This window comes from Actinomadura soli (assembly GCF_005889715.1).
GTDB lineage: Bacteria > Actinomycetota > Actinomycetes > Streptosporangiales > Streptosporangiaceae > Spirillospora > Spirillospora soli.
In genome coordinates this window covers 1-18,737 of the sequence record NZ_VCKW01000176.1, presented here as the reverse complement: position 1 = coordinate 18,737, position 18,737 = coordinate 1, and the positions used below count along the sequence as shown (strand labels likewise).

Below are 18,737 nucleotides of genomic sequence, written 5' to 3'. Positions count from 1 at the left end.
CCCCGTGCGCGCCGCCGTCCGCGCGGCCCCGTGCGCGCCGCCGTCCGCGCGGCCCCGTGCGCGCCGCCGTCCGCGCGGCCCCGTGCGCGCCGCCGTCCGCGCGGCCCCGTGCGCGCCGCCGTCCGCGCGGCCCCGTGCGCGCCGCCGTCCGCGATCATCTTCAAAAAACTTCCCCCTGGAGACGGCGGTGGACGAGATGCTTGTCAGATGGCTTGGGAGTGGGTCGCGCCTGTCGCCACCGGCGCCGCTGGCGCTGTAGGAGTGGGTTTCACCTGGCTTGCCGGAGCCCAGAGTCGTATCCATGCCGAGCGCATGGTCGAACATAATCAGCTGGCTGAGGAACGGGCGCGACTACTCAAGGAACGCAGAGACGCCTACTTCGCCTTCCTGCACTGGATCGATCTAGTGAGCAAACGGGCCGAATACGTTACCCAAGGCGATCAGGACAAGCTTCAGCAGTTTGACGAACAGTGGCCCTGGGGCAAGCGCATTGACTGGACGATAGACGTGCTGATCGGTGTTCAGACTTTCGGAAGCGAACGGGTGTTCCAACTCGCCGAGGACTGGATGGATGCCCACGACGCGGAGCTCCGCGACGTCACCGCCGAACTCCGCAAACAACTTCGGGCAGTCGTTCGAGACGAGCTCCAGGGGCTCGTGCCGCAGCGCGACCTCGGTCGAAACCGACGCTAATCAGCCCTCCGACCTTGAGATCTACAAGCTAGTTCACCGGAGCCTGAGTCAGATGCGCCCCCTTTACGTTGACTCAGCTCAGAGGCTCTCCCGCGGCAACTGTGCAGGTCCAGGTGGTGGGCATGCAAAGAGCCCCTGGTCCGCGTGGGTGGGAACAGGGGCTCGTCGGGTGCCGGGGGTCAAGTCAGGTCGTAGTCAGCAGTCTTCACGCGGTGGGTGAACGCGCGCCAGTCGGCCGCGTTGAAGATCAGCTTGGGGCCGTCCGGGTCCTTGGAGTCCCGGACGCCGATCATGGGTGCGACGCCGGCCACCTCGACGCACGACCCTCCGTGCTCATCGCTGCGACTGCTCTTGCGCCATCGAACGTCCGACAGGTCTAGCCTCATGCCTCAAGCCTCTCTATGACTCGGCGAATCAGCTCCCGCGATTGGTCCACGGGTAGCGCGTGGCCTCGCAACGAGTCATACCGTAGGACATGACGGGCAACACGGGCGGGATCCTGGATCAGCAGACCTTCGCCGGATGACTCTGTGTAGGCGATACTGCTGCCGTCGTCGAATCCGAGCGCATAGAACTCTCCGCCAATGCCGGGATAGTAGCCGACGCTTTGCGGGATGATGTCGATCGAAACGTTCGGTTGCTCCGAGAGCTCCAACAGAAACTCAAGCTGGCGCCGCATGATTTGTTCGTTGCCTACCATGCGATGCAGGACGGACTCGTCCATTGTGAAGTATGCCTGTGTGCGCTCCAGCGTCTCTTTGCGCTTCATTCGGTCGGCGACCCGCTGGTCGAGCACGTCGGGCGGATAGTAGGTGCTGAGGATCGCGCGGGCGTAGTCCTCGTGTTGGAGCACGCCGTTGGCCAGGATGGGGCTGAAGTTCTTGAAGGACGTTGCGCGCGCTTCGTGCTCAAGGTACTCCACAAAACCCGGAGGCAGGATCGACGTGTGGCGCGTGTCGAGAATGCGCTTGCGAAGACGCCCAAATACCCCGTTGGTCTTGAAGAATGTGTCCAACGCATCGGCGTAGGGCTCGGACGGCAGGTTCTTGAAGTTCTCGATCTGTCCGACGTAGGACTCATCGAACCCCAGCTCTTCGGCTAGTTGCCGCTTAGTAAGTCCGGCGGCATCCCGCCATGCGGTTTGCTCGCTTCCGAAAGTGACGATGGCGGGGGCATTGTATGGCTCGGATCGAGCGGGCATCACGCCTCCAGAATCGCTGGACCTGATCGACGGTACAGCCGATCTTGCGGGGGGTCGTCTTGGGGTCGGACTGGGCTACTTCCCGAGCGTAGCCCCGCCTGTGAAGCTGGTCACCGCATTCCCGCAGACCAGTCCGCGAAGGATTTCCGATATGGACACTCGCACGCATCCTGACGATGTCGACCTGGCCCGTCTGCGCGCAGATTTCTCCGGATATCGGATATTCCGTGCGGTTCGGAAAGATGGGTCACTGGGTGAGTGGGTGGCGAGCCTGCACGACCCGCGTGCGGGTGTCGACCCGACCGTCATGTGTCCCACGGCTGAGGGATTGCGCGCGGCGCTGGTCGAGGAGGCCGAGCGCGCCGAGCGCAAGTGGGAAAGGTTCCGGTGACGCGCGGAGGGCCAGGGAGGCTCCGCGCTGGTCACCGGTTGCGGGACCCTGCATCTGATAGGCGCGGTCCCAGAGGGGGGAGGTGGGAGGCGGCGCGGTCGGTGCACGACCGCCCCCCGGGTGCACTGCCCGCGCCCCTTCCACCGACGAGACAACCCGAACACAAAGTGAGGTGACCCGATGAGCTTCGACAAGGGACGGCACGCGGCGACCATGGACGGGCCGCCGCGCAACGACCGGCGAGAGTACCTGTCCGAGCTCCACGAGGGCGTGGAGGCGTACAGGGGGTTGGCCGGCGGGCTGATCGAGCGGCGCGGCGTGACCTGGGTGAGCGTTGTGCGGTACGGCGGACCGCGCCGGACGGCCGAGATCGGGTGCGACTTCCGCGACGGCGGGTGGTGGTTCTGCTGGGCGGCCGACGGCCGCATCATCGCTCCCGCTTGCGACATCATCGGGGCCCTCGACACGATCGCGCGCGAACTCGCGGCGGTGGCTCTGTGAGCGTCGTCCCCGCCGACCTGGACGCGATGTTCGCGAGTCTCGTCGTCTACGGTGCCGCATGCCTGCTTGTCGGCGGGGTGCTCGGCTTTCTGTTGGGAGGTAGGTGATGCCTCACGACGCAGGTCGGTGGCTTCCGGTCGATGTCTGCGGTGCGCTGGTCGAGGAGGCCATTCGCGAGTCGCTGAAAGGCCGGTTCTTCAAGGGCACGGTCGAGATGACCGTGATCGGTGTGCGGCGCAGGTTCGCTGAGTTGCTCGACGAGCTCGATCAGACCGATGCGGGGCACGACGGGCCGGTCAAGCCCGAGTGCCCAATCAGATGCCTCGGGTTGCCGGGACGCGTCCACAACCCCCTCACCTCTTTCTGGACCTGGAACGACACGATCCCTCCCCGGACGGTCGCCGAGGTGCTCCGGCTGGCTGAGGCCGGACAACTCGACGGCGCCAAGGGCATCGGACCGGCCCTTGTGCGCGAGATCGAGGATGCGTTGCAGCGTGCTGGATTTCCCGTTGAGCACGACGACGAACACCACCACGTGCCGCCGCACGAGGAGTAGAGACTCCCTCCGGCCGGGCGGATGACCCCTCGCGATAGTGCTGTGCCCGTCCGGCCGGAGGGTCCCAGAGCCCCGAACCTCATCGGCCCGCCTCCTTCTTGATCTTGTGGAGGGGACGTGTGGTGCCGATCCAGTCTTGGCGGCGGTAGGTTTCTACGCCGATGGCTGGGTGACAGGTTGAGCAGCGCGCGGCGACCATCTTGCCCGGGGCGATAACGAGGCCCACGTGGCCCGGGCGGTTACTGGAGGTGCCGGGGCCGGAGTTGAAGAAGACCAGGTCTCCGGGTTGCGCCTGGTTGTTGGGAACTCGGACGCCGAAGGGCCATTGAGCGAAGGTCGTTCGCGGGATGGTGAGGCCAGCGGCCCTGTAGGCGGCTTGGACGAGGCTGGAGCAGTCCCAGGCGTTGGGTCCGGCGGCGCCGAAGACGTACGGCTTGCCGCGTTGCGCCATGGCGAAGGCGATGATCTTCTCGATTGTTTCGTTGTTTGTGGTGATGGCGCTGCCTGGAGCGCATTCGGGCGGTGGATTGGCGGTGGTGTCCGTGGTCTTGTAGCGGCGGGCACGGCTGAGGATGTCGTTCACGTACTTGTCGCTGTCGTTGTATTCCAAGAGGGCGGCGCGCATCTTCTGAGGTGCGCCGCTATGCCGGAGGTAGCGGGCGGCGGCGGGGATGGCATCTGCTGGGTCGTAGCGATCCCTCTTGCCGTCGTGGTTACCGTCGGCCCCGAACGCCGCCCAGGTACCGGAGAGGAACTGCATGGGGCCGCTGGCTCCGGCATAGTTTTCTCCTGACCGGACGCCGGGTGCATGTGAGCGTCCGTGGTTGGACTCGACCGCGCCGATGGCGGCAAGGATCTCCCACGGGATTCGATGCTGGGCTCCTGCCTTGCGGTAGAGAGCGAGGTAGTTGGCCGGGATTCCGGCGACCGGTGGACCATCACACTCGGTGGGTGTTGGGGATGATCCGCTGACAGCGCCAACGAGGACGGCGGCCATGACGGCGAGGCCGACCAGCCCGGCGACTACGGGCAACGGCCGTCTTTCGTCTCACGGATGCTGGGAGGCGATGGCTGGAGCTGCGTGGTTGCTAGTGCGGTCAGTGGTTGGCGGGGGCCGTCCTGGCCTGCGGGTAGCCAGATGGCGTCGGCCGGGCTTCCGACCGCAGATGTGTGGACGGCGGTCGCCACGGGGACGGGTGGCTTTCCCAAGAGCCTGCGCAGGTTGGCTTCACGGCGGCTGCTGGGCACCCAGAACAGGACTGGGGTGTTGATTCCGGTTGACTCAGCGAGTGCTTCGTATCCGTTGAGTTTGGCGGCGACTTTGGCGAGGGTGACGCTGCCGGTGTCGTGTTCGAGGAAGAAGTCGATCGTTGTCGGCCCGTCGCCGTTGCGAGGTGTTTCGCTCCATCGCCCGTAGGCGTCCGGACGGGCGAGGTCGCCCCAGATTTGGGCACATCGGTGTTCGGGCCACCACTTCTCGAGGCGGGCACGGGGGACGTGGCGTGCATGCCTGTGTAGGCGGGTGAAGAACTCGTTGACGCCGACCTGGTGCGCGAGGTGCTGGGAGTGGCTGATCCGAAGGACGGCGGTGCGGCGATAGCCGAATGCGCCGGGGTCGGTGTCCTGGTAGGCGGCCAAGCACTGCGCTCCGAGCGGCCCGATGACCCAGTGGAACGGCGCGGCACCGACCGGCACCCACGGCTGGAATCTCTCCAGCGCGTTGAGCCGGAACAACTGCAGGAGCCGGTCGCGGGCCTTGCTCGGCGTGGTGAAGAAGATGGCGGCGATCTGGTGGGTGGTGAGGACGCGGTGTTCCCAGACGAGTTCCAGGATCGCGCGGTCCCGGTCGGTGAGTCGTCGGCGCAGTTCGAGGAGCTTTTCCGGGGCCGCGCGTCCAGCAGTGCCGGAGGCTCGACGGTGACGAATGGTGGTGGACATTACTTGTGGCCCTCCTCGGCGGTGTGGTCGGTGCGCGGATCGAGCAGGAGTGTTTTGGTCGGGGCTGTCACGGGCTTGGCGGTGGTGGGTTGTGGTGTGAACCGCTTGCGTGAGGCGTGGCGGATCTCGTCAGCGCGTCCGTGGAACGGCTCGCCGAGCGGACGGGTGCGGAAGGTGAATGCCTGGGTCGGCTGGCCGGCAGTGACGAGTCGTCCGGTGGCTTGGTAGGCGCCGAGGTGGGCGAGGTCGTGAGCTGACAGGACGGGGCCGACGTGTCGGGCGAGGTCTCCGGCGTCTTCGGGTGAGGCGGCGAAGTAGATCTTGTTGCGGGCGTCAGCCGAGACCGCGTCGCGGAGGTCCTTGGGTAGTTGGGAGAGGTGTTGATGCGCGAGGACGAGAGAGAGCCGGTAGCCGCGGGCTTCGGCCAAGATGTCGCTGACCGAGCCCGGCAGGTTGAGGAAGTTGTGACACTCGTCGATGTAGGCGGCCGAGTCTGGGCGTTCGTCCTCGGGGAGCGCGGCGCGGCGGGTGATGCCTTGCCAGGTGTGGGCGAGCAGCAAGGAGCCCATGAGACGGGCAGCGTCCTCGCCTAGGACGCCTTTGGGGAGGCGGGCCAGGATGAGGCCGCCGCGGTCGAGGTGGCGGGCGAGGTCGATGGTTGATCCGGTGGCAGACAGGGCTTGGTGGACGAACGGGCGAAGAAGCACAGCACGGAGCTTGTTCATCACGGGACCGATCGCGGCCGCCCTCCCAGCCGGGGAGAGTTCGTCGTAGCCCGCCCAGAATCCGCGCAGGAGGTCGTCGGTGAGCCGTCCGACGGCGCGCGCTCTGAAGGCGGCGTCGGTGAGAAGCTGGGGAACTTGGGCGAGCGTTGCGCGTGGTCCGTAAGCGTGGATCAGGCTCAGGCAGGCCGAGCGCAGTAGGTCGTCCAAGCGTGGTCCCCAGGACGATCGGAAACAGCGATGAAAGATCGACACCACCGAGTCGACGGCGAACGCCGGATCTGGGCCGGACAAGATGCCGACCGAAGGCGGTGATGCCGTGTCGGATGGATCGAACACCACGGTTCGCCCGGCCATACGGCGAGGGAGCCGGTCCATGACGTCGTTGACGAGGTCGCCTTTTGGATCGATGACTAGGGCGCCTCTGCCGTCGCGGGCGTCGGCCAGGATGAGTGAGGCGAGCAGTGTTGATTTGCCGACGCCGGTCTGCCCGAGGACGTGGACGTGTTGCCTGGCCCCGCTGACCGGCACCGCCACGGGGCGGGGGTGGCCAGCGTCGGCATCACCCAGGACGCGCACAGGCCCCGACGCCGGGGTTGCAGCGGTCGGCACGTCCGGTGATGGTGCGACGGGACGCGCTCCTGCGCGCGTGATGGCGGGTGCGTCCGGGTCGTGCGGCAGGTGTGCAAGCGCCGCCAGTTCGGCCGCTCCGAGTAGGTAGCTGCGTCCGAGTCTCCGGGAGTTCAAGACGGTGGCGGGATCGTGCAGTCGGCGGCGGCGCAGGTGCTGGTGTCCAGATGCGTAGAGGGCGGAGAGCGAAGCGACGGCGTGCGCACGTCCGCGGAGCCACTTCTCAGTGCCGGGACGATCGGGCGCGGCGACGACGTAACGGATGTCGACCTCGAAGCGCGGTTGCGCGGCCTTGGCCAAGACTGCGCGGATTTGCTCAGCGCGTTCGGGATGCGCAGTCGACCGGGCGGCTTGTGCCGAGTAGCCGTACGTGGCTCTGGAACGGAATCCGGGCGTGACGAGGTCGAAGAGGAGGCTCCGAATGGATGTGGAACGTCCCCCGCGAAGTGCCGCGGCGAACCGGTAGCCGCGCGCCAGCCGCAGCCCCGTCACGGGACGGGCGAGAATCTGGACAGCAGCGTGCTGGGCCGGTTTGAGGCCATTTACCGCGCCGAGGAGGGAACGGAGCGGGTCGGTGTCGTGGGCGATCTTCAGCGGGTAGGAGTCGTTGCGCCCCAGGACGAGTCGGCCTCCGGTGGCAGCGGCATCGAAGGGCACCGGCGGTGCCGCTGGACTGGTCTTGGTGGTGGCGCCCGGCCAGGCCGCGCGGATCGTCTCCTCGACCATTCCTGGTGGTACAAGGCCGGGCACCCAGATCTGGATGCGTACACCGGCGGCGTCGGCCACGTACTCGAACGCCAGATGCGGTGATCCGAAGATCCAGCGCTTCCAGGCCGGGGTGAGCAAGCCCGTCTGGTGGGCCCACCACGCGGGCGCGCTTGCCGGATCGACCTGCGGCGGTACCGAAACGGTGACCAGCCGTGCGTCGCGTGCGAAGCGCTGTGCCCGCCAACGTCTAACTAGGGCCCGTAGGGCAGTGAAGGTGATGGCGCCAGTGCCGAGGGCGACGGCAGCCACGGGGGCGGTCTGGGCGACCAGGACGGGGATTCGCTCGGTCTGGTCGAAGATCTCTGTCCATGACCCGTCGGTGAGGGCGGTGGTCACAGCGGGTCGGCCTCCTCATTTCCGTAGTCGAGCAACTCGGCAGGGTCCGTGGTCACGGCCTTGTGTTCTGCGGGTGACGAGATGGCGGCGAAGGCTGCCCGATCGCCGGCGTTGCCGCCACAGAGGAGGCCCTCGCCACGCTCGGCCGAAAGCAGGAAGGCGCGCTCACCCTCGGAAAGGCCGAACGCCTCGCCTACCGCCGCAACCGCTTGGGGTGCCTGCCGGAGCAGGATCTGAGTCGCTGAGTTCGCCACGACGGCGCGTCCGAGGTCGGACGCCAGCAGGTCGGCGGCGTCCTGGGTGACGACCGTCAGCCCCGCCCAGTGCTTACGCGCAGACTTGGCAAGCCGGTACAGGAAGCGGGCGCCCTCGGCTTCCTTCATCAGCATCCAGGCTTCGTCCACGATGACCAGGCGAGGGCGTCGGTCGTCGGGATTGGCGACCTTGCGCCAGATCGCGTCCAGCGCGAGCAGTACCCCGACGGACTTGACCTCTTCCGGCAGGTCGCGCAGCGAGAACACCAGCAGATGCCCGTCCGGGCGAGTGGTCGTTGCAGAGGCGAACAGGTCCTTGTAGGAGCCAACGACGTATGGGCTGAGTCGGTCAGCGATGGCGACACCCTCGGGATGGGAGCTGATGGCGAGTTGCTCGACCAGATCGGCCAGCAGGGGTCCCGGGCGCGTCCAAGTGGCGGGGTCGGAGCTGATGCCCTTCGCCGCGTAGGCGGCCAGGACGGCGCGGTCGAGGACGGGCCGAGCTGCTGGCGTCAACGGCTCGCCGAGCATCGCGGCAACGAGGGTGTGAGTGAACAGGGCCCGCCGTATCAGGACGTCTCCAGATTGGTCGGTGGGCAGGTCGAACGGGTTGAAGGTCACGCCCTGGGCACCGAAGGCGATGTGGGTTCCGCCGGTGATCTCGGCTAGCTGCCGGTACTCGTCTTCAGGGTCGATCACCGACACCTCGACGCCGTGGTACAGCAGGCGCAGTGCTTCGAGCTTGGTGAAGTAACTCTTGCCCGCACCGGACCTGGCCAGCACCACGGAGTTGTGGTTGTCCTGGGCGAACCGGTCCCACATGACGACGCCCGAGCTGGCGACGTTCACCCCATACAGCACCTCGTTGGAGCCAGTAGGGGCGTTCAGGTCCGGCGAAGCGAACGGGAATGACGCGGCGAGCGCGCTGGTGTCGAAGGTGCGGCGCTGCCTGATCGCATCCGTTCCGAGCGGCAGCGTCGAGACCCAGCCCTGCATGGCACGGAAGGTCGTCGGCTGCGCGTCCAGCAATAGTGACGCGGCCAAGGCTCGGACCTGCTGGACCTCGGCCTCCAGTTCCGCGGTGTCCCAGGCGTGCACGGTGAGGTAGAGGCCGACTCGGAAGAGGCGGCCGTCTCCGCGCGCGAGCGACGAGGCCAGGTCGGCGGCATCGTCGGCGGCGGCTTCGGCGCTGAAGTCGGCCAGTCGGCCTGCCTTGGCATTGGCCCGGGCGCTGGACTCCAGGCGTGCGAGCTGTCGCCGGAGTCGTTGTGCGGCGATCATCGGCGGGATCGGTTCGACATGGAGAGAGACGTCGAGTCGTCCGGGATAGGTGAGGAGTGGTTCCAGCCAGCCTGCGCCGACCTCGCGCGGGTATCCGGTGATGGCGAACGACGCGCAGCAGCCGTCTGGCATCTCCAGGGACGACGCGTTCACGCGGAGCGCTGAGGGCGCGAGCAGATCACCTACGCCGACCGGCCGGTCTTTGTCGTCTTCGTTGGTAGGCACAGCCGAGCTAATGGCGGAGCGAGCGAATGCAGACAGCTTCACCAGGCCACCACCTGAGAAACGGGGGTGCCCGTTTGCCTGTGCTGTCGCGGTGGGTTCGACGGCTGCGAGTTCACCGCGCATGCCCGGTGCGCACCGGCGCAGCCCGCTGGCCAGCTTGTTGATGGCCCGTCGCCTGTTCTGCGATGAGCGCGGGTCATACGGAGGCTCCTCTGGCAGGGTGGGCGGTGATGGGCTGGTCCAGGTCAGGGGGCGGAGCGGGCCGCTCGTAGCCGGGCGAGAAGGCGTCCGAGAGCACCTGGACGCAGGCGTCCGCGTCCAGGGACTCGGCCGTGATGCCGACGCCACCCAATGTGCGAACGGCTTCGTTGGCTCGACGGGCCACGAGGGTGGCGCTCGCCTCGCGGGTGCGTGCTTTGCGTCCCGAACCTGGAGCGGGCCGGTCGCGTACGACGATGAGCACCTCCCGCACTAGCAGGGTTCGAGAGCCGCCTAGTTCGTCGAGGTGGGCCGCGTGGTCTTTGGCGGCTTGTTGCAGGGCCGGGTGTGGAAGATTCGGAGCGGCCTGCGCCACCCGCGAGGCGAGGTCGGACAGATCGACGGGGCGGGCTCGGATGAGGATCTGCACCGGAGACTCAAGCGAGTTGAGCCACCGACCAAAGAAGCCGACGAGTGCGGCTTGCTCGGCGGACGTCCGCAAGCCGAATGAGATCGTCCCTGCCCGGACGAGTGCCGCTGTCCCTTCGCCGTCCAGGTCCATGACGCCGTCTTGGCGGACGGCGTGGACAGGGAACCTCAAGGCGCCCGGCATCCGGCCGCGGACCTTGCACCACGCCGGCACCTCCGGAATCTCTTCGGGAGCGGCGACGAGCATGCGTCGCCGACGAAGATGGTCGATGGCGGCGAGCACGAACCGATCCAGGCCCATGCCGTCACGGCGGCCGAGGGCCATCGAGAACCCGGCCGCGACCACCGGGAAGCACACCCCCGCCGTCGCGGCGACCGGCAGCAGAGGCGACAAAGAGACGAAAACCAGCGCCGCGATCAAGGCGGCTGCACCGAGGATGACGAGCTGGCGCGTAGTGAGCCCGTACATGATCTTGTCTGGCTGCTCGACGTCAGACGGGATACGTGCCGACAGCGGCTCGTGATCGTCGTTCAACGGCTTCTCCTGCCATGGCGGCGGCTGCGGGGCGGATCCAGCCGCACGAAACTGCGTGATGCTGGACGGCGTGGACTCTCAGCCCGCCGATAGGGGCTGGTCGGCGGCTGCGTCGGTATGCGCGGGTGCGGCCGGGCAGGGCTGCCTGCGCCGGTCCGGCCGGGGACGGGCGGACCGTGTGGGCTATGCGGGGTGGTCCTGGGGGCCGCGCCCGGCTGGGGACCGCCGTGTCCGGCCCCGTGTGGGCCGCTGCGGGTCCCGTTCGGGGAACCGGGGCGGGGCCGGCGCCGACGGTCAGGACCGCGCCGTCCGTCGCACCGGGGGCCGTGCCCCGGGCCGCGATCAGGGCGCGGCGCTGGCCCACCGGACGGGCCGCCCGACGGGCCACCGTGCGAACCGCCGTGCCAGCGCGGTCCACCGCCACCGGGCCACGGGCGACCGTGCCCAGCGGCCGCCGTGGCGGCGTGGGCTCCCTTTCCACCACGCATTGCCTTGCTAGCAACTCCCAGCGCGGCTCCGACACCCTTGTAGACGATGAACGACCGGACGATCTGACCGAGCATGCGCGGCTGGGCGGGCTGCCAGACGGTGCGCGCGACCCATCGGGGAATGCAAGTCAAGATGTACAACAACGCGATCACCAGCATCAGATCGACCAGCTCCGTCTGGTCGGTCGGGATCGCGAAGGAAGGTCTGTCGTCGCCGCGCTGAGACAGCAGCAACCGCAGGGCGGTGATGAACACGAAGGATTGACAGACCTGAATCGCCAGTGCGCCGGTGAACCCTCGCCACCAAAGGCGGGCCAGGCCATCGGTGACGGTCAGCGCATGGAACATGAGTGCGATCGGTGCGATACCGATGAGCACCATGATGATCGCCAGTCGCATCACGTAGACGAAGACCAGGATGCAAGCCAGGACGACGACTACCAGCATGAGTATGGCGAAGAAGTGGCCTTGGGTGACGATGGACGCCTGCACGCCTTCAGCGAAAAGTCGTCCCGCCTCGTCCGGGTCGATCTGGTCGGCGCCGCCCATGAAAATCGACCGGGCCAATCCATTGGCGAACTGGATGGCGTAGTCGATCAGAATGAGGCTGGTGTTCATTGCGATGAACGCGGCGATGAGGCGTATGACGGCCGGTCCGGGCGTGGACGCTCCGAAGAGTGTCTGACCGGACATGAGCATTACACCGGCGATCATCACCATCAGGACGAAGCACGTGTTGGCTATCGTCCGCGAAGTCCCCCACACCAGTTCGGCCTGCTTCATCGGGGTCGAGCCGATCTCAGGGGTGGCAAGCTGCGTATCCGCCAGAAAGTCGAGTGTCGGCTTGAGCGCGCTACGGGCTAGCGCCTGGAACCACCCGGTGATCGCCTGCGTGGTTCGGCAGGGGAGATCAACCCAGGAACAGTCCTCCTCGTCCCCTTCGGCGTCTCCGCTGCCTTGGTCGTCATTGGAGGTGCCATCGTCCTCCGGGTCCGCAGGGTCGGATGGCGCGGCAGCATGGCTGACCGTCGAGAAGGCGCTGGCGGGCACCGTGTCCGGACGAGCTTCGGCGGTGGTGTAGGAAGCGAGGGCCATCACGCTGGATCCGGCCAAGAGCACGGCAGCGATGACAACTCGCTTTCGCCGTCGCGGTGGCCTCGGAATCCGAATGCGCACGATCAGGACCCGACGATGTACTTGAGGATCTGCACCAGGGCCGGGGCGAGCGCTGCAATGCCGTAGCCGATTGCTGCGTTGCGGAGCGTGCGCTTCCCGGCCTCGGCCTCGCCGGGGTCGCCTCCGGCCAGCAGGTAGCGGACCCCACCAATCGTGGCGAACAGCGTGGCCAGCGCGACCAGAAGGCCGACGATGACGTTGCGCAAGTTGGTGATGACCTGCTGAAGGCGGTTATCGGCCGCCAGGACGCCGGAGACGGTATGTGCTTCGGCCACCGAGGCCAGCGTTGCGGCGACCACCAGACCACACAGCAGCACGCCAGTGCACCACAGCAGAACCGCAGCGGCGAGGCGTCCAGCGCTGACACTGGGGCGCCGGGAAGGAAGAAGATCGGGCAAAGGGCAGATGCACAACGGGCAGCCCTCCAGGCAGGAACATGACGCGGTGAGTGGAAGCAGGCTGGCCGGATGGGAGATCCGGCCGAAGGTGAAGTACCGCGGGGTGAGACGGGCCGGGCCTTGCGGGTGTCCTCCTTCAGCAAGGGCACTCGGCGGATGGTCGGACGGATGGGGACCGGGTGATCATCCGGCCCGGCCTCGTCATCAACCCCGGGTTACTCTCACCAAGTAACTGGACAGCTCACACGCCGGTGTTGGACATCAGCGATGCGAAGTCGTCGCGCAGACCTCCGTCACGCATCGCGGCGACCAGGCGCTTCTCGGCGCGGCTGCGGCGCTTCACCAAGGCCGCATACGTCACGCCGAGCCGCTCGGCGAGGCCGGCCAGCTCTACGCCCTCCAGCCTGGTCATGGTGATGATCTCGGCCTCGTCCGAGGTGACGACGCCTTGCCGGACGGCCGAGCTCAGCAGCAGGTCCACGTGACCGTCCGCCGGAGCGGCGGCAGGATTGACCTCTGCCAGCGTGCAGGGGTCCACCGGGATCACCTGCACGCGCGCTTGGTAGGCGCGCTCGACGGCCTTGGCCGACCGCCACACCAGCCGCTGTGCGATCCGGGACTGCTCCAGGTCGATCTGGTGCAGCGCCTCGTGGAACGCCGACAGCAGGTCACCGGCCACGCGCGAAGTGCCCGTCCCCCGCTCGTGGCTCAGGCCACGCAGCCGGTCCCGCACGACCGCCTTCAACCCAGGCAGAGCGACCCCGACGCACCCCACGACCCAGGACGAGCCCTCGCGGCGAGCGCGCTGCACCAGCTCCTTCCACGCGGCGTCGCGCGAGTCCTGCCCAGTGGACGGGTGCAGCAGGATCGCCCGAAGCTCGTCCAGCGCGATCGGGCGTGCGGGCAGTCCGTGCCCGAGCGCCGCGCCGTCCACCGACAGCGGAGCCGGGCCGCGCGTCAGCAGATTGAACGTCGTCTCCGCGACGTCCAGCACGTGGGCCGTCTCGGTGCCAGTGCGGCGGGCGGAGCGGTCGGCCGGACGAACGGTGATGGTGGTGGCCATGGGAACCCCCGAGAGGTCGGTCGGTGAATCGGTCACCGACATCCCGCCAGAGGCCATGTACAGATCATGAACAGATGCTCGGCACCCGCTCGCGACCGAATCTGTTCATGATCTGTACACAATCGCTGTGACCAGCGAAAACACGGTCCGCTGCTCGTGTGTACACGGCGTCAGCCGCCAGAGGTCAAGCGCGTACAGGTGTTCAGATCGCCGCTGACCAGCATCAACACGTGCGCGCGACACCACCCGGTCAAGAAAGTTCTAAGCCTCAAACCCCGGCTTCGGTGGCACCGTCCATGTGAGACCACCGAAGCCTCATAGGGCAAGCCAGGCTGGTTAGTCGCCGATGACGTGAGCGAGGAAGGTGATGACGGCCAAGGCGATCCCGAGAGGGACAGCCGCTCCAGGTTGCTGGAACGCCAGTAAGGCCGCGCCGCCCGCGCTGATCAAGATTACGTAGGTCCGTGTGGAGATGAGATGCCCCCTCCGGGGCAAAGGCTCCCGATCTGATGTTCGAACCTGTTTCGTGGCTGAACCATGCTTTCGCCGTGAGCTCATGTCGCGACTGCTCCTTCTGGTCAGGTCAAAGATTTAGGGGTGTACCGGGGTGCAGAGCCTCCGCGGGCCGAAGCGCCCCACTTCTTTCTTCTTCCTCCTTACGGGTACTCAACTGATGCTACCTAGCAAGTTGACACGTGTCACTCTGCCATGTTGCACGACAACATTCAAGAACTTTTGAGGCGGCGGAATCTTTGAAGCGCTGGATCAGAGGGTTTGAAGGTCCTGTGCAGCCCCAGAGCATCGGACTGTTCTCCACTGTGATGTTGTGCGTGACCTTGCTAAACCCCCACCGGGGATGACTTCTGACCTGGGGAGATAGCGCGAAGCGCCGCTGGTGATGATCCGAGGAAGCTTGTCCCGAGACTGTCCAAGGTCTGAGAGGGCGCGGTCAGTTACTTAGTGAGACAGGGGACCGGGCGACCATCACGGGTCACCCGACATGACCAGTACCAACAAGCCGCCGACACCGGCCAGCGGTGCGCGGCAGCTCCTGCCGCTCACCGTCTGGCTCTGCCCGGATGACACCACCGACCAGCCCACCCACGACGCACAGCCCTGCCACGGCCCCGCCCACCGGGCAGCGCGTACCTGGACCTGTGAACGGCACCTCGGCACGATCAGTTCCGGACTCGCGCGCCACCTCATCGCCACCACCACCGGTGAACACGATGTGATCGCCGAGGCGTTCACCACCAACTCCGCGACCCTGCGCACAGCGGCCAGCCTTGACCGCCGCGCCGTCGGGTGCGTCCCGCACTTCCCGCTCGCCCAGCACATCGGGGCGCAACTGCGCGCCCACTTGCCGCATGAACAGCTCGGCCGAGTTGCGATGCGGCCCTGTCGCGCCGACCAGATGCACCGCGGTATCGCCGACCACTCCGGACAGGTGGCGCTAGTGATCGCGGCCCCGCCCATGGCCGGAGGCCATATCGCCGAATCAAGGGCGAGGCGCGCACGAGGAGCGTGCTCTGCCTGCCTGTCGGACGTCCTGACCGACAGCGCCTTTCACTCTCAGTCGTTCCTGCCGGCCGCCTACCGGATCTTGCGTCCGGGAGGTCACCTCGCGGTCGTGACCACGGCTCGGCACCGCAACGGGCACCTCATCGACCCCGCTCCAGCGATCATCCGCGAGGCCCGCAAGGCCGGGTTCCGCTACAGCCAGCACATCATCGCCGTCCGAGTCCCGGTCGAGGGCGACACCCTTCTCATCCAGGCCGGCCCCGGGAGCCTTGGCCAGCTCCGCGACATCCGCTCCCGGGCTCTGCCTCCGGCGGCGCGCGTGCATGCCGACGTGTGCCTGCTCACCCGACCGGGCGGCAGCGGCCAGGGAGGTGGCCGATGAGCACGAGCAGCGACACCGGGACCCGCACGCTGTCATCTGTGCTGCTCACTGGTCAGCAACCCTCACGGGTCCAGCGCAAGGGCCGCTACACGCCCGAGTCGATGGCGCACCCGGCCAAGATGCTTCCCGCGATCGCCGCCCAGGTCATCGCCGCCTACACCGAGCCCGGCGACCTGGTGATCGACCCCATGTGCGGCATCGGCACCACCCTCGTCGAGGCCGTCCACCAGGGACGTGACACCACCGGGATGGAATACGAGGCCCACTTCGCGCAGACGGCCGCCAGCAACCTCCGCCACGCCCGCACCCAAGGAGCCACCGGTACCGGCCAGGTCGTCCAGGGCGATGCCCGCAACATCGCCGCCGCGCTCGCCGAGCTCACCGGTACCGCCGCGCTCGTGCTGACCTCGCCTCCCTACGGGGCGACCACTCACGGGCAGGTACGTACCGGCAGGGACAACGGCGGCGGAAAGATCGACAAGTCCCACCACCGCTATTCCACCGACCGCCGCAACCTCGCCCACCGCCCCACCGCCGAACTCGTCGCGGGCTTCGGGCAGATCCTCACCGGATCCGCGGCCCTGCTCCGCCCCGGCGGAGTCATCGCCGTCACCGTCCGGCCGTTCCGCGTCGCTGGAGAACTCGTCGACCTGCCAGGCCAGGTCGTCACCACCGCCGAGGAACATGGCCTGGTCCTGGTCGACAGGTTCGCCGCCCTGCTGTGCGGACTCCGCGACGGTCAGATCGTCACCCGCGCCTCGTTCTTCCAAATGATCGAGGCCCGCCGCCTCCGCGAACGCGGCATCCCCGCCATGGCCACCGCCCACGAAGACCTCCTTGTGTTCCAGCCGATCTCCGAGCAGGCCAGAGGCCGCCGATGAGTCCGGCTGGACTTGACCGCAGTGATCAAGTCGAGCGTCCATGTGTCCACCCCGAACGGGGAACGGACGGACGGCAGATGACCAGCCTCCGGCCCCGATTCGAGTGGACGATCGTCGCCGCCGAGGGCGACGTGGCCGGACATCTGGAACGTGCCCAGGCACGCGCGATCAAGGAGGTACTGCAATGGCTGTCCACACAGCCCCCATCCCCCTCGAGGTCCTCGCGACCGGCACCCGAGACGAGCGCAGGGGAAGGCTGACCGGACCCGGCGGCGGATTCCGCGCCCCTGGGCCACTGCGGGTCGCCTTCGCAGGACGCACCTCTACCGAGGACCAGCAGGACCCGACGTTGTCGATCCCGCGGCAACTCGACAATTGCAGGACCGCCCTGCCAGACCAGGCGGTGATCGTCGCCCACTTCTACGACATCGAGTCGGGCCGCAAGCGCCTCGAAGACCGCGGTCACGGACGAGGGCACGAACGGTTCGATATCCCAGTGCCCAGAGAAGGCGGTGTCCAGGACCTACTGGAAGAGGCGGAGCGCCCCGACCGCAGGTTCGACGTTGTCATCTGCGAATCGATCGAGCGGATAGCCCGCCGAACCTACGTCGGCACGCTCATTGAGAACCGCCTCGAAGAGGCAGGCGTGCCCCTCCTGGCCTCCGACGAACCGATCAACCTCAACGGGAAACGCGCCACGCAGGTCCTCACCCGGCGCGTGAAGCAAGGCGTCGCTGAGTGGTACGTCCTGGAACTGCTGGAGAAATCCTGGGGTGGATTCGAGGCCCACACCACCCAAGGCTTCAACGTCGGAAAACCGCCCTACGGCTACAAGGCGCTCCGCATCCCTCACCCTGTTCCTGCTCGCCGTGCCGAAGGAGCCGCGAAACACAAGCTCACGCCCGATCCACTCCACGGACCCGTCGTCACGCAGATATTCGCGTTGCGGGTCGAAGAACGCCTGGGCTACAAGGCCATCGCCGACCGGCTCAACCAAGATCTGGACCGCTATCCGCCGCCGTCGCCAGTCGATCCCGCCCGCGCCGTTGGTCGCTGGACAGCCTCGTCCGTCCGGGAGGTGCTCACCAACCCCAAGCACACCGGCTACATGGTCTGGAACCGCCGCGCCACCAAGTCGGGCGGGGGCAAGCAGAATCCGCCACAGGCGTGGGTCTGGTCGGAAGTCCCAACCCACGAACCGCTCGTCACCAAGGAGACCTTCATCGAGGCGCAGAAGGTCGCCATGACACGGAAGGGGTCAAGGAACGGCTCGAAGGCCAACACCGCCCACCCCGACTCGAAGCGCACCTATCATCTCCGCTCGTTCCTGACCTGCACCTGGTGTGACCACAGGCTGCGCGGGCGATATCGCCACGAGACCGTCTACTACGTCTGCGACCCCGCCAAGGGGTACATCCCCGAGGGACACCCGAAGAGCTACTGGATACGCGAAGACCACCTCATGGACGGCCTGTCCGACTTCTTCGCCGTGAACGTCTTCGGACAGCACCGTCAGGCCCACCTGGGCACGATGCTGACCGAGGCCGAGGACCTCGCCCTCCAAGAGCACCAAGACCGGATAGACGCGGTTCGCCGAGTCATCGAGGACATCGAAAGCCGCCGCCGCCGTCTCGTCCAGAACCTCGAACTCATGGACGGCGACACCGACCTCGTGAACGACATCCGGACCCGATCAGCGGAACTCAGCAACGACCGCAACACCAGGATCACTCAACTCGAACAGCTGGAGCAGGCCATGCCAGCGCGCCCCAGTCCAGAACTGCTCGACCTGCTACCCGCGGGACCGGTTCATCTGGACACCATCCCCGAAGCCCTACAACGGAAGCTGTTCGAGGCGTTCCGGCTCCAGATCCGCTACGACTGGCGCACCAACGTCGCCGACTGCCGGATCACACTCACGGCGTCCACGATCCAGGCCCAGGAGCGAGCCGCCCAAGAGGCACTAACCGCGACCCAAACCCCGCCCGGCGACGGCACCCCCGCACCCATGCTTGTTGTACCCCCTACCGGATTCGAACCGGCGCTACCGCCTTGAAAGGGCGGCGTCCTAGGCCGCTAGACGAAGGGGGCCCGGGTATGGCGGAGATGGTCGCCACTAGACCTGGTCAAGTGTAGAGGACGTGGCGGGGCGTCGCGCAAACGGTTAGCC

At 67.2% G+C, this 18,737-nt stretch carries 18 protein-coding genes and 1 tRNA gene; 7 read left to right on the top strand and 12 right to left on the bottom strand.

The annotated features are described in order from the left end of the window. The first annotated feature begins 207 nt into the window (after window positions 1-207). Window positions 208-693 carry a hypothetical protein gene (locus ETD83_RS28300; RefSeq protein WP_138648256.1) on the top strand — a complete coding sequence of 162 codons (486 nt, stop codon included), beginning with the start codon at window positions 208-210 and terminating at the stop codon, window positions 691-693. A gap of 179 nt (window positions 694-872) precedes the next feature. On the opposite strand, the gene ETD83_RS28295 is transcribed toward ETD83_RS28300, so the two are convergent. Beyond that, window positions 873-1,079, bottom strand: coding sequence for a DUF397 domain-containing protein (locus ETD83_RS28295; RefSeq protein ID WP_138648255.1), 207 nt, complete (start codon window positions 1,077-1,079; stop codon window positions 873-875). After that, entirely contained in the window at window positions 1,076-1,894 is an 819-nt protein-coding gene (locus ETD83_RS28290) for a helix-turn-helix domain-containing protein (RefSeq protein ID WP_138648254.1), read from the bottom strand. The genes ETD83_RS28295 and ETD83_RS28290 overlap by 4 nt, the downstream gene beginning before the upstream one ends. Window positions 1,895-2,045: 151 nt before the next feature. On the opposite strand from ETD83_RS28290, the gene ETD83_RS28285 reads away from it, so the two are divergent. The 3 genes from ETD83_RS28285 (at window position 2,046) to ETD83_RS28275 (ending at window position 3,342) form a co-directional block, all read left to right on the top strand. Continuing rightward, window positions 2,046-2,285, top strand: a complete 240-nt coding sequence (locus ETD83_RS28285; RefSeq protein ID WP_138648253.1) for a hypothetical protein — start codon at window positions 2,046-2,048, stop codon at window positions 2,283-2,285. A gap of 180 nt (window positions 2,286-2,465) precedes the next feature. Beyond that, entirely contained in the window at window positions 2,466-2,786 is a 321-nt protein-coding gene (locus ETD83_RS28280) for a hypothetical protein (protein WP_138648252.1), read from the top strand. Window positions 2,787-2,892: 106 nt separating this feature from the next. After that, window positions 2,893-3,342, top strand: coding sequence for a hypothetical protein (locus ETD83_RS28275; RefSeq protein WP_138648251.1), 450 nt, complete (start codon window positions 2,893-2,895; stop codon window positions 3,340-3,342). Between the two features lie 79 nt (window positions 3,343-3,421). On the opposite strand, the gene ETD83_RS28270 is transcribed toward ETD83_RS28275, so the two are convergent. From ETD83_RS28270 to ETD83_RS28235, 8 genes are all read right to left on the bottom strand, one after another. Further along, window positions 3,422-4,375 carry a C40 family peptidase gene (locus ETD83_RS28270; protein ID WP_230421248.1) on the bottom strand — a complete coding sequence of 318 codons (954 nt, stop codon included), beginning with the start codon at window positions 4,373-4,375 and terminating at the stop codon, window positions 3,422-3,424. Further along, a complete protein-coding gene (locus ETD83_RS28265) occupies window positions 4,366-5,280 on the bottom strand; it encodes a replication-relaxation family protein (RefSeq protein ID WP_138648250.1) in 915 nt (304 codons plus the stop codon). The genes ETD83_RS28270 and ETD83_RS28265 overlap by 10 nt, the downstream gene beginning before the upstream one ends. After that, window positions 5,280-7,736 (bottom strand): type IV secretory system conjugative DNA transfer family protein, encoded by a 2,457-nt coding sequence (locus tag ETD83_RS28260; protein ID WP_138648249.1) that lies wholly within the window; start codon window positions 7,734-7,736, stop codon window positions 5,280-5,282. Before ETD83_RS28260 ends, ETD83_RS28265 begins: the two co-directional genes overlap by 1 nt. Continuing rightward, a complete protein-coding gene (locus tag ETD83_RS28255) occupies window positions 7,733-9,538 on the bottom strand; it encodes a VirB4 family type IV secretion system protein (protein WP_230421247.1) in 1,806 nt (601 codons plus the stop codon). The genes ETD83_RS28260 and ETD83_RS28255 overlap by 4 nt, the downstream gene beginning before the upstream one ends. Window positions 9,539-9,692: 154 nt before the next feature. After that, complete coding sequence (locus ETD83_RS28250; protein ID WP_138648248.1) at window positions 9,693-10,658, bottom strand: PrgI family protein; 966 nt, start codon at window positions 10,656-10,658, stop codon at window positions 9,693-9,695. Continuing rightward, window positions 10,655-12,265 (bottom strand): hypothetical protein, encoded by a 1,611-nt coding sequence (locus tag ETD83_RS28245; protein ID WP_138648247.1) that lies wholly within the window; start codon window positions 12,263-12,265, stop codon window positions 10,655-10,657. Before ETD83_RS28245 ends, ETD83_RS28250 begins: the two co-directional genes overlap by 4 nt. Before the next feature lie 59 nt (window positions 12,266-12,324). Further along, window positions 12,325-12,639: a pilin gene (locus ETD83_RS28240; protein WP_205717932.1), complete on the bottom strand. Its 315-nt coding sequence runs from the start codon at window positions 12,637-12,639 to the stop codon at window positions 12,325-12,327. A gap of 322 nt (window positions 12,640-12,961) precedes the next feature. After that, window positions 12,962-13,840: an RNA polymerase sigma factor gene (locus tag ETD83_RS28235; RefSeq protein WP_138648246.1), complete on the bottom strand. Its 879-nt coding sequence runs from the start codon at window positions 13,838-13,840 to the stop codon at window positions 12,962-12,964. 943 nt (window positions 13,841-14,783) lie between these two features. On the opposite strand from ETD83_RS28235, the gene ETD83_RS28230 reads away from it, so the two are divergent. Together ETD83_RS28230 and ETD83_RS28225 are read left to right on the top strand one after the other, a co-directional pair. Next, a complete protein-coding gene (locus ETD83_RS28230) occupies window positions 14,784-15,686 on the top strand; it encodes a hypothetical protein (RefSeq protein WP_138648245.1) in 903 nt (300 codons plus the stop codon). Continuing rightward, the gene (locus ETD83_RS28225; protein WP_138648244.1) at window positions 15,683-16,567 is read left to right on the top strand and encodes a TRM11 family SAM-dependent methyltransferase; all 885 of its coding nucleotides are present in this window, start codon (window positions 15,683-15,685) and stop codon (window positions 16,565-16,567) included. Before ETD83_RS28230 ends, ETD83_RS28225 begins: the two co-directional genes overlap by 4 nt. 523 nt (window positions 16,568-17,090) lie before the next feature. Here the strand turns inward: ETD83_RS28225 and ETD83_RS44915 are convergent. Beyond that, window positions 17,091-17,564 carry a hypothetical protein gene (locus ETD83_RS44915; RefSeq protein WP_230421246.1) on the bottom strand — a complete coding sequence of 158 codons (474 nt, stop codon included), beginning with the start codon at window positions 17,562-17,564 and terminating at the stop codon, window positions 17,091-17,093. On the opposite strand from ETD83_RS44915, the gene ETD83_RS46120 reads away from it, so the two are divergent. Next, window positions 17,511-18,623 (top strand): recombinase family protein, encoded by a 1,113-nt coding sequence (locus ETD83_RS46120; RefSeq protein WP_407921529.1) that lies wholly within the window; start codon window positions 17,511-17,513, stop codon window positions 18,621-18,623. The genes ETD83_RS44915 and ETD83_RS46120 overlap by 54 nt on opposite strands. On the opposite strand, the gene ETD83_RS28215 is transcribed toward ETD83_RS46120, so the two are convergent. Next, a tRNA-Glu gene (locus ETD83_RS28215) sits at window positions 18,586-18,658 on the bottom strand. The genes ETD83_RS46120 and ETD83_RS28215 overlap by 38 nt on opposite strands. Window positions 18,659-18,737 lie beyond the last annotated feature (79 nt).

Excerpts from the sequence above, each read along its gene's own strand:
- ETD83_RS28265 (WP_138648250.1), bottom strand. The coding sequence starts at position 5,280 with ATGTCCACCACCATTCGTCACCGTCGAGCCTCCGGCACTGCTGGACGC.
- ETD83_RS28275 (WP_138648251.1), top strand. The coding sequence starts at position 2,893 with ATGCCTCACGACGCAGGTCGGTGGCTTCCGGTCGATGTCTGCGGTGCG.
- ETD83_RS28290 (WP_138648254.1), bottom strand. The coding sequence starts at position 1,894 with ATGCCCGCTCGATCCGAGCCATACAATGCCCCCGCCATCGTCACTTTC.
- ETD83_RS28285 (WP_138648253.1), top strand. The coding sequence starts at position 2,046 with ATGGACACTCGCACGCATCCTGACGATGTCGACCTGGCCCGTCTGCGC.
- ETD83_RS28295 (WP_138648255.1), bottom strand. The coding sequence starts at position 1,079 with ATGAGGCTAGACCTGTCGGACGTTCGATGGCGCAAGAGCAGTCGCAGC.
- ETD83_RS28230 (WP_138648245.1), top strand. The coding sequence starts at position 14,784 with ATGACCAGTACCAACAAGCCGCCGACACCGGCCAGCGGTGCGCGGCAG.
- ETD83_RS28225 (WP_138648244.1), top strand. The coding sequence starts at position 15,683 with ATGAGCACGAGCAGCGACACCGGGACCCGCACGCTGTCATCTGTGCTG.
- ETD83_RS28280 (WP_138648252.1), top strand. The coding sequence starts at position 2,466 with ATGAGCTTCGACAAGGGACGGCACGCGGCGACCATGGACGGGCCGCCG.
- ETD83_RS28300 (WP_138648256.1), top strand. The coding sequence starts at position 208 with ATGGCTTGGGAGTGGGTCGCGCCTGTCGCCACCGGCGCCGCTGGCGCT.
- ETD83_RS28235 (WP_138648246.1), bottom strand. The coding sequence starts at position 13,840 with ATGGCCTCTGGCGGGATGTCGGTGACCGATTCACCGACCGACCTCTCG.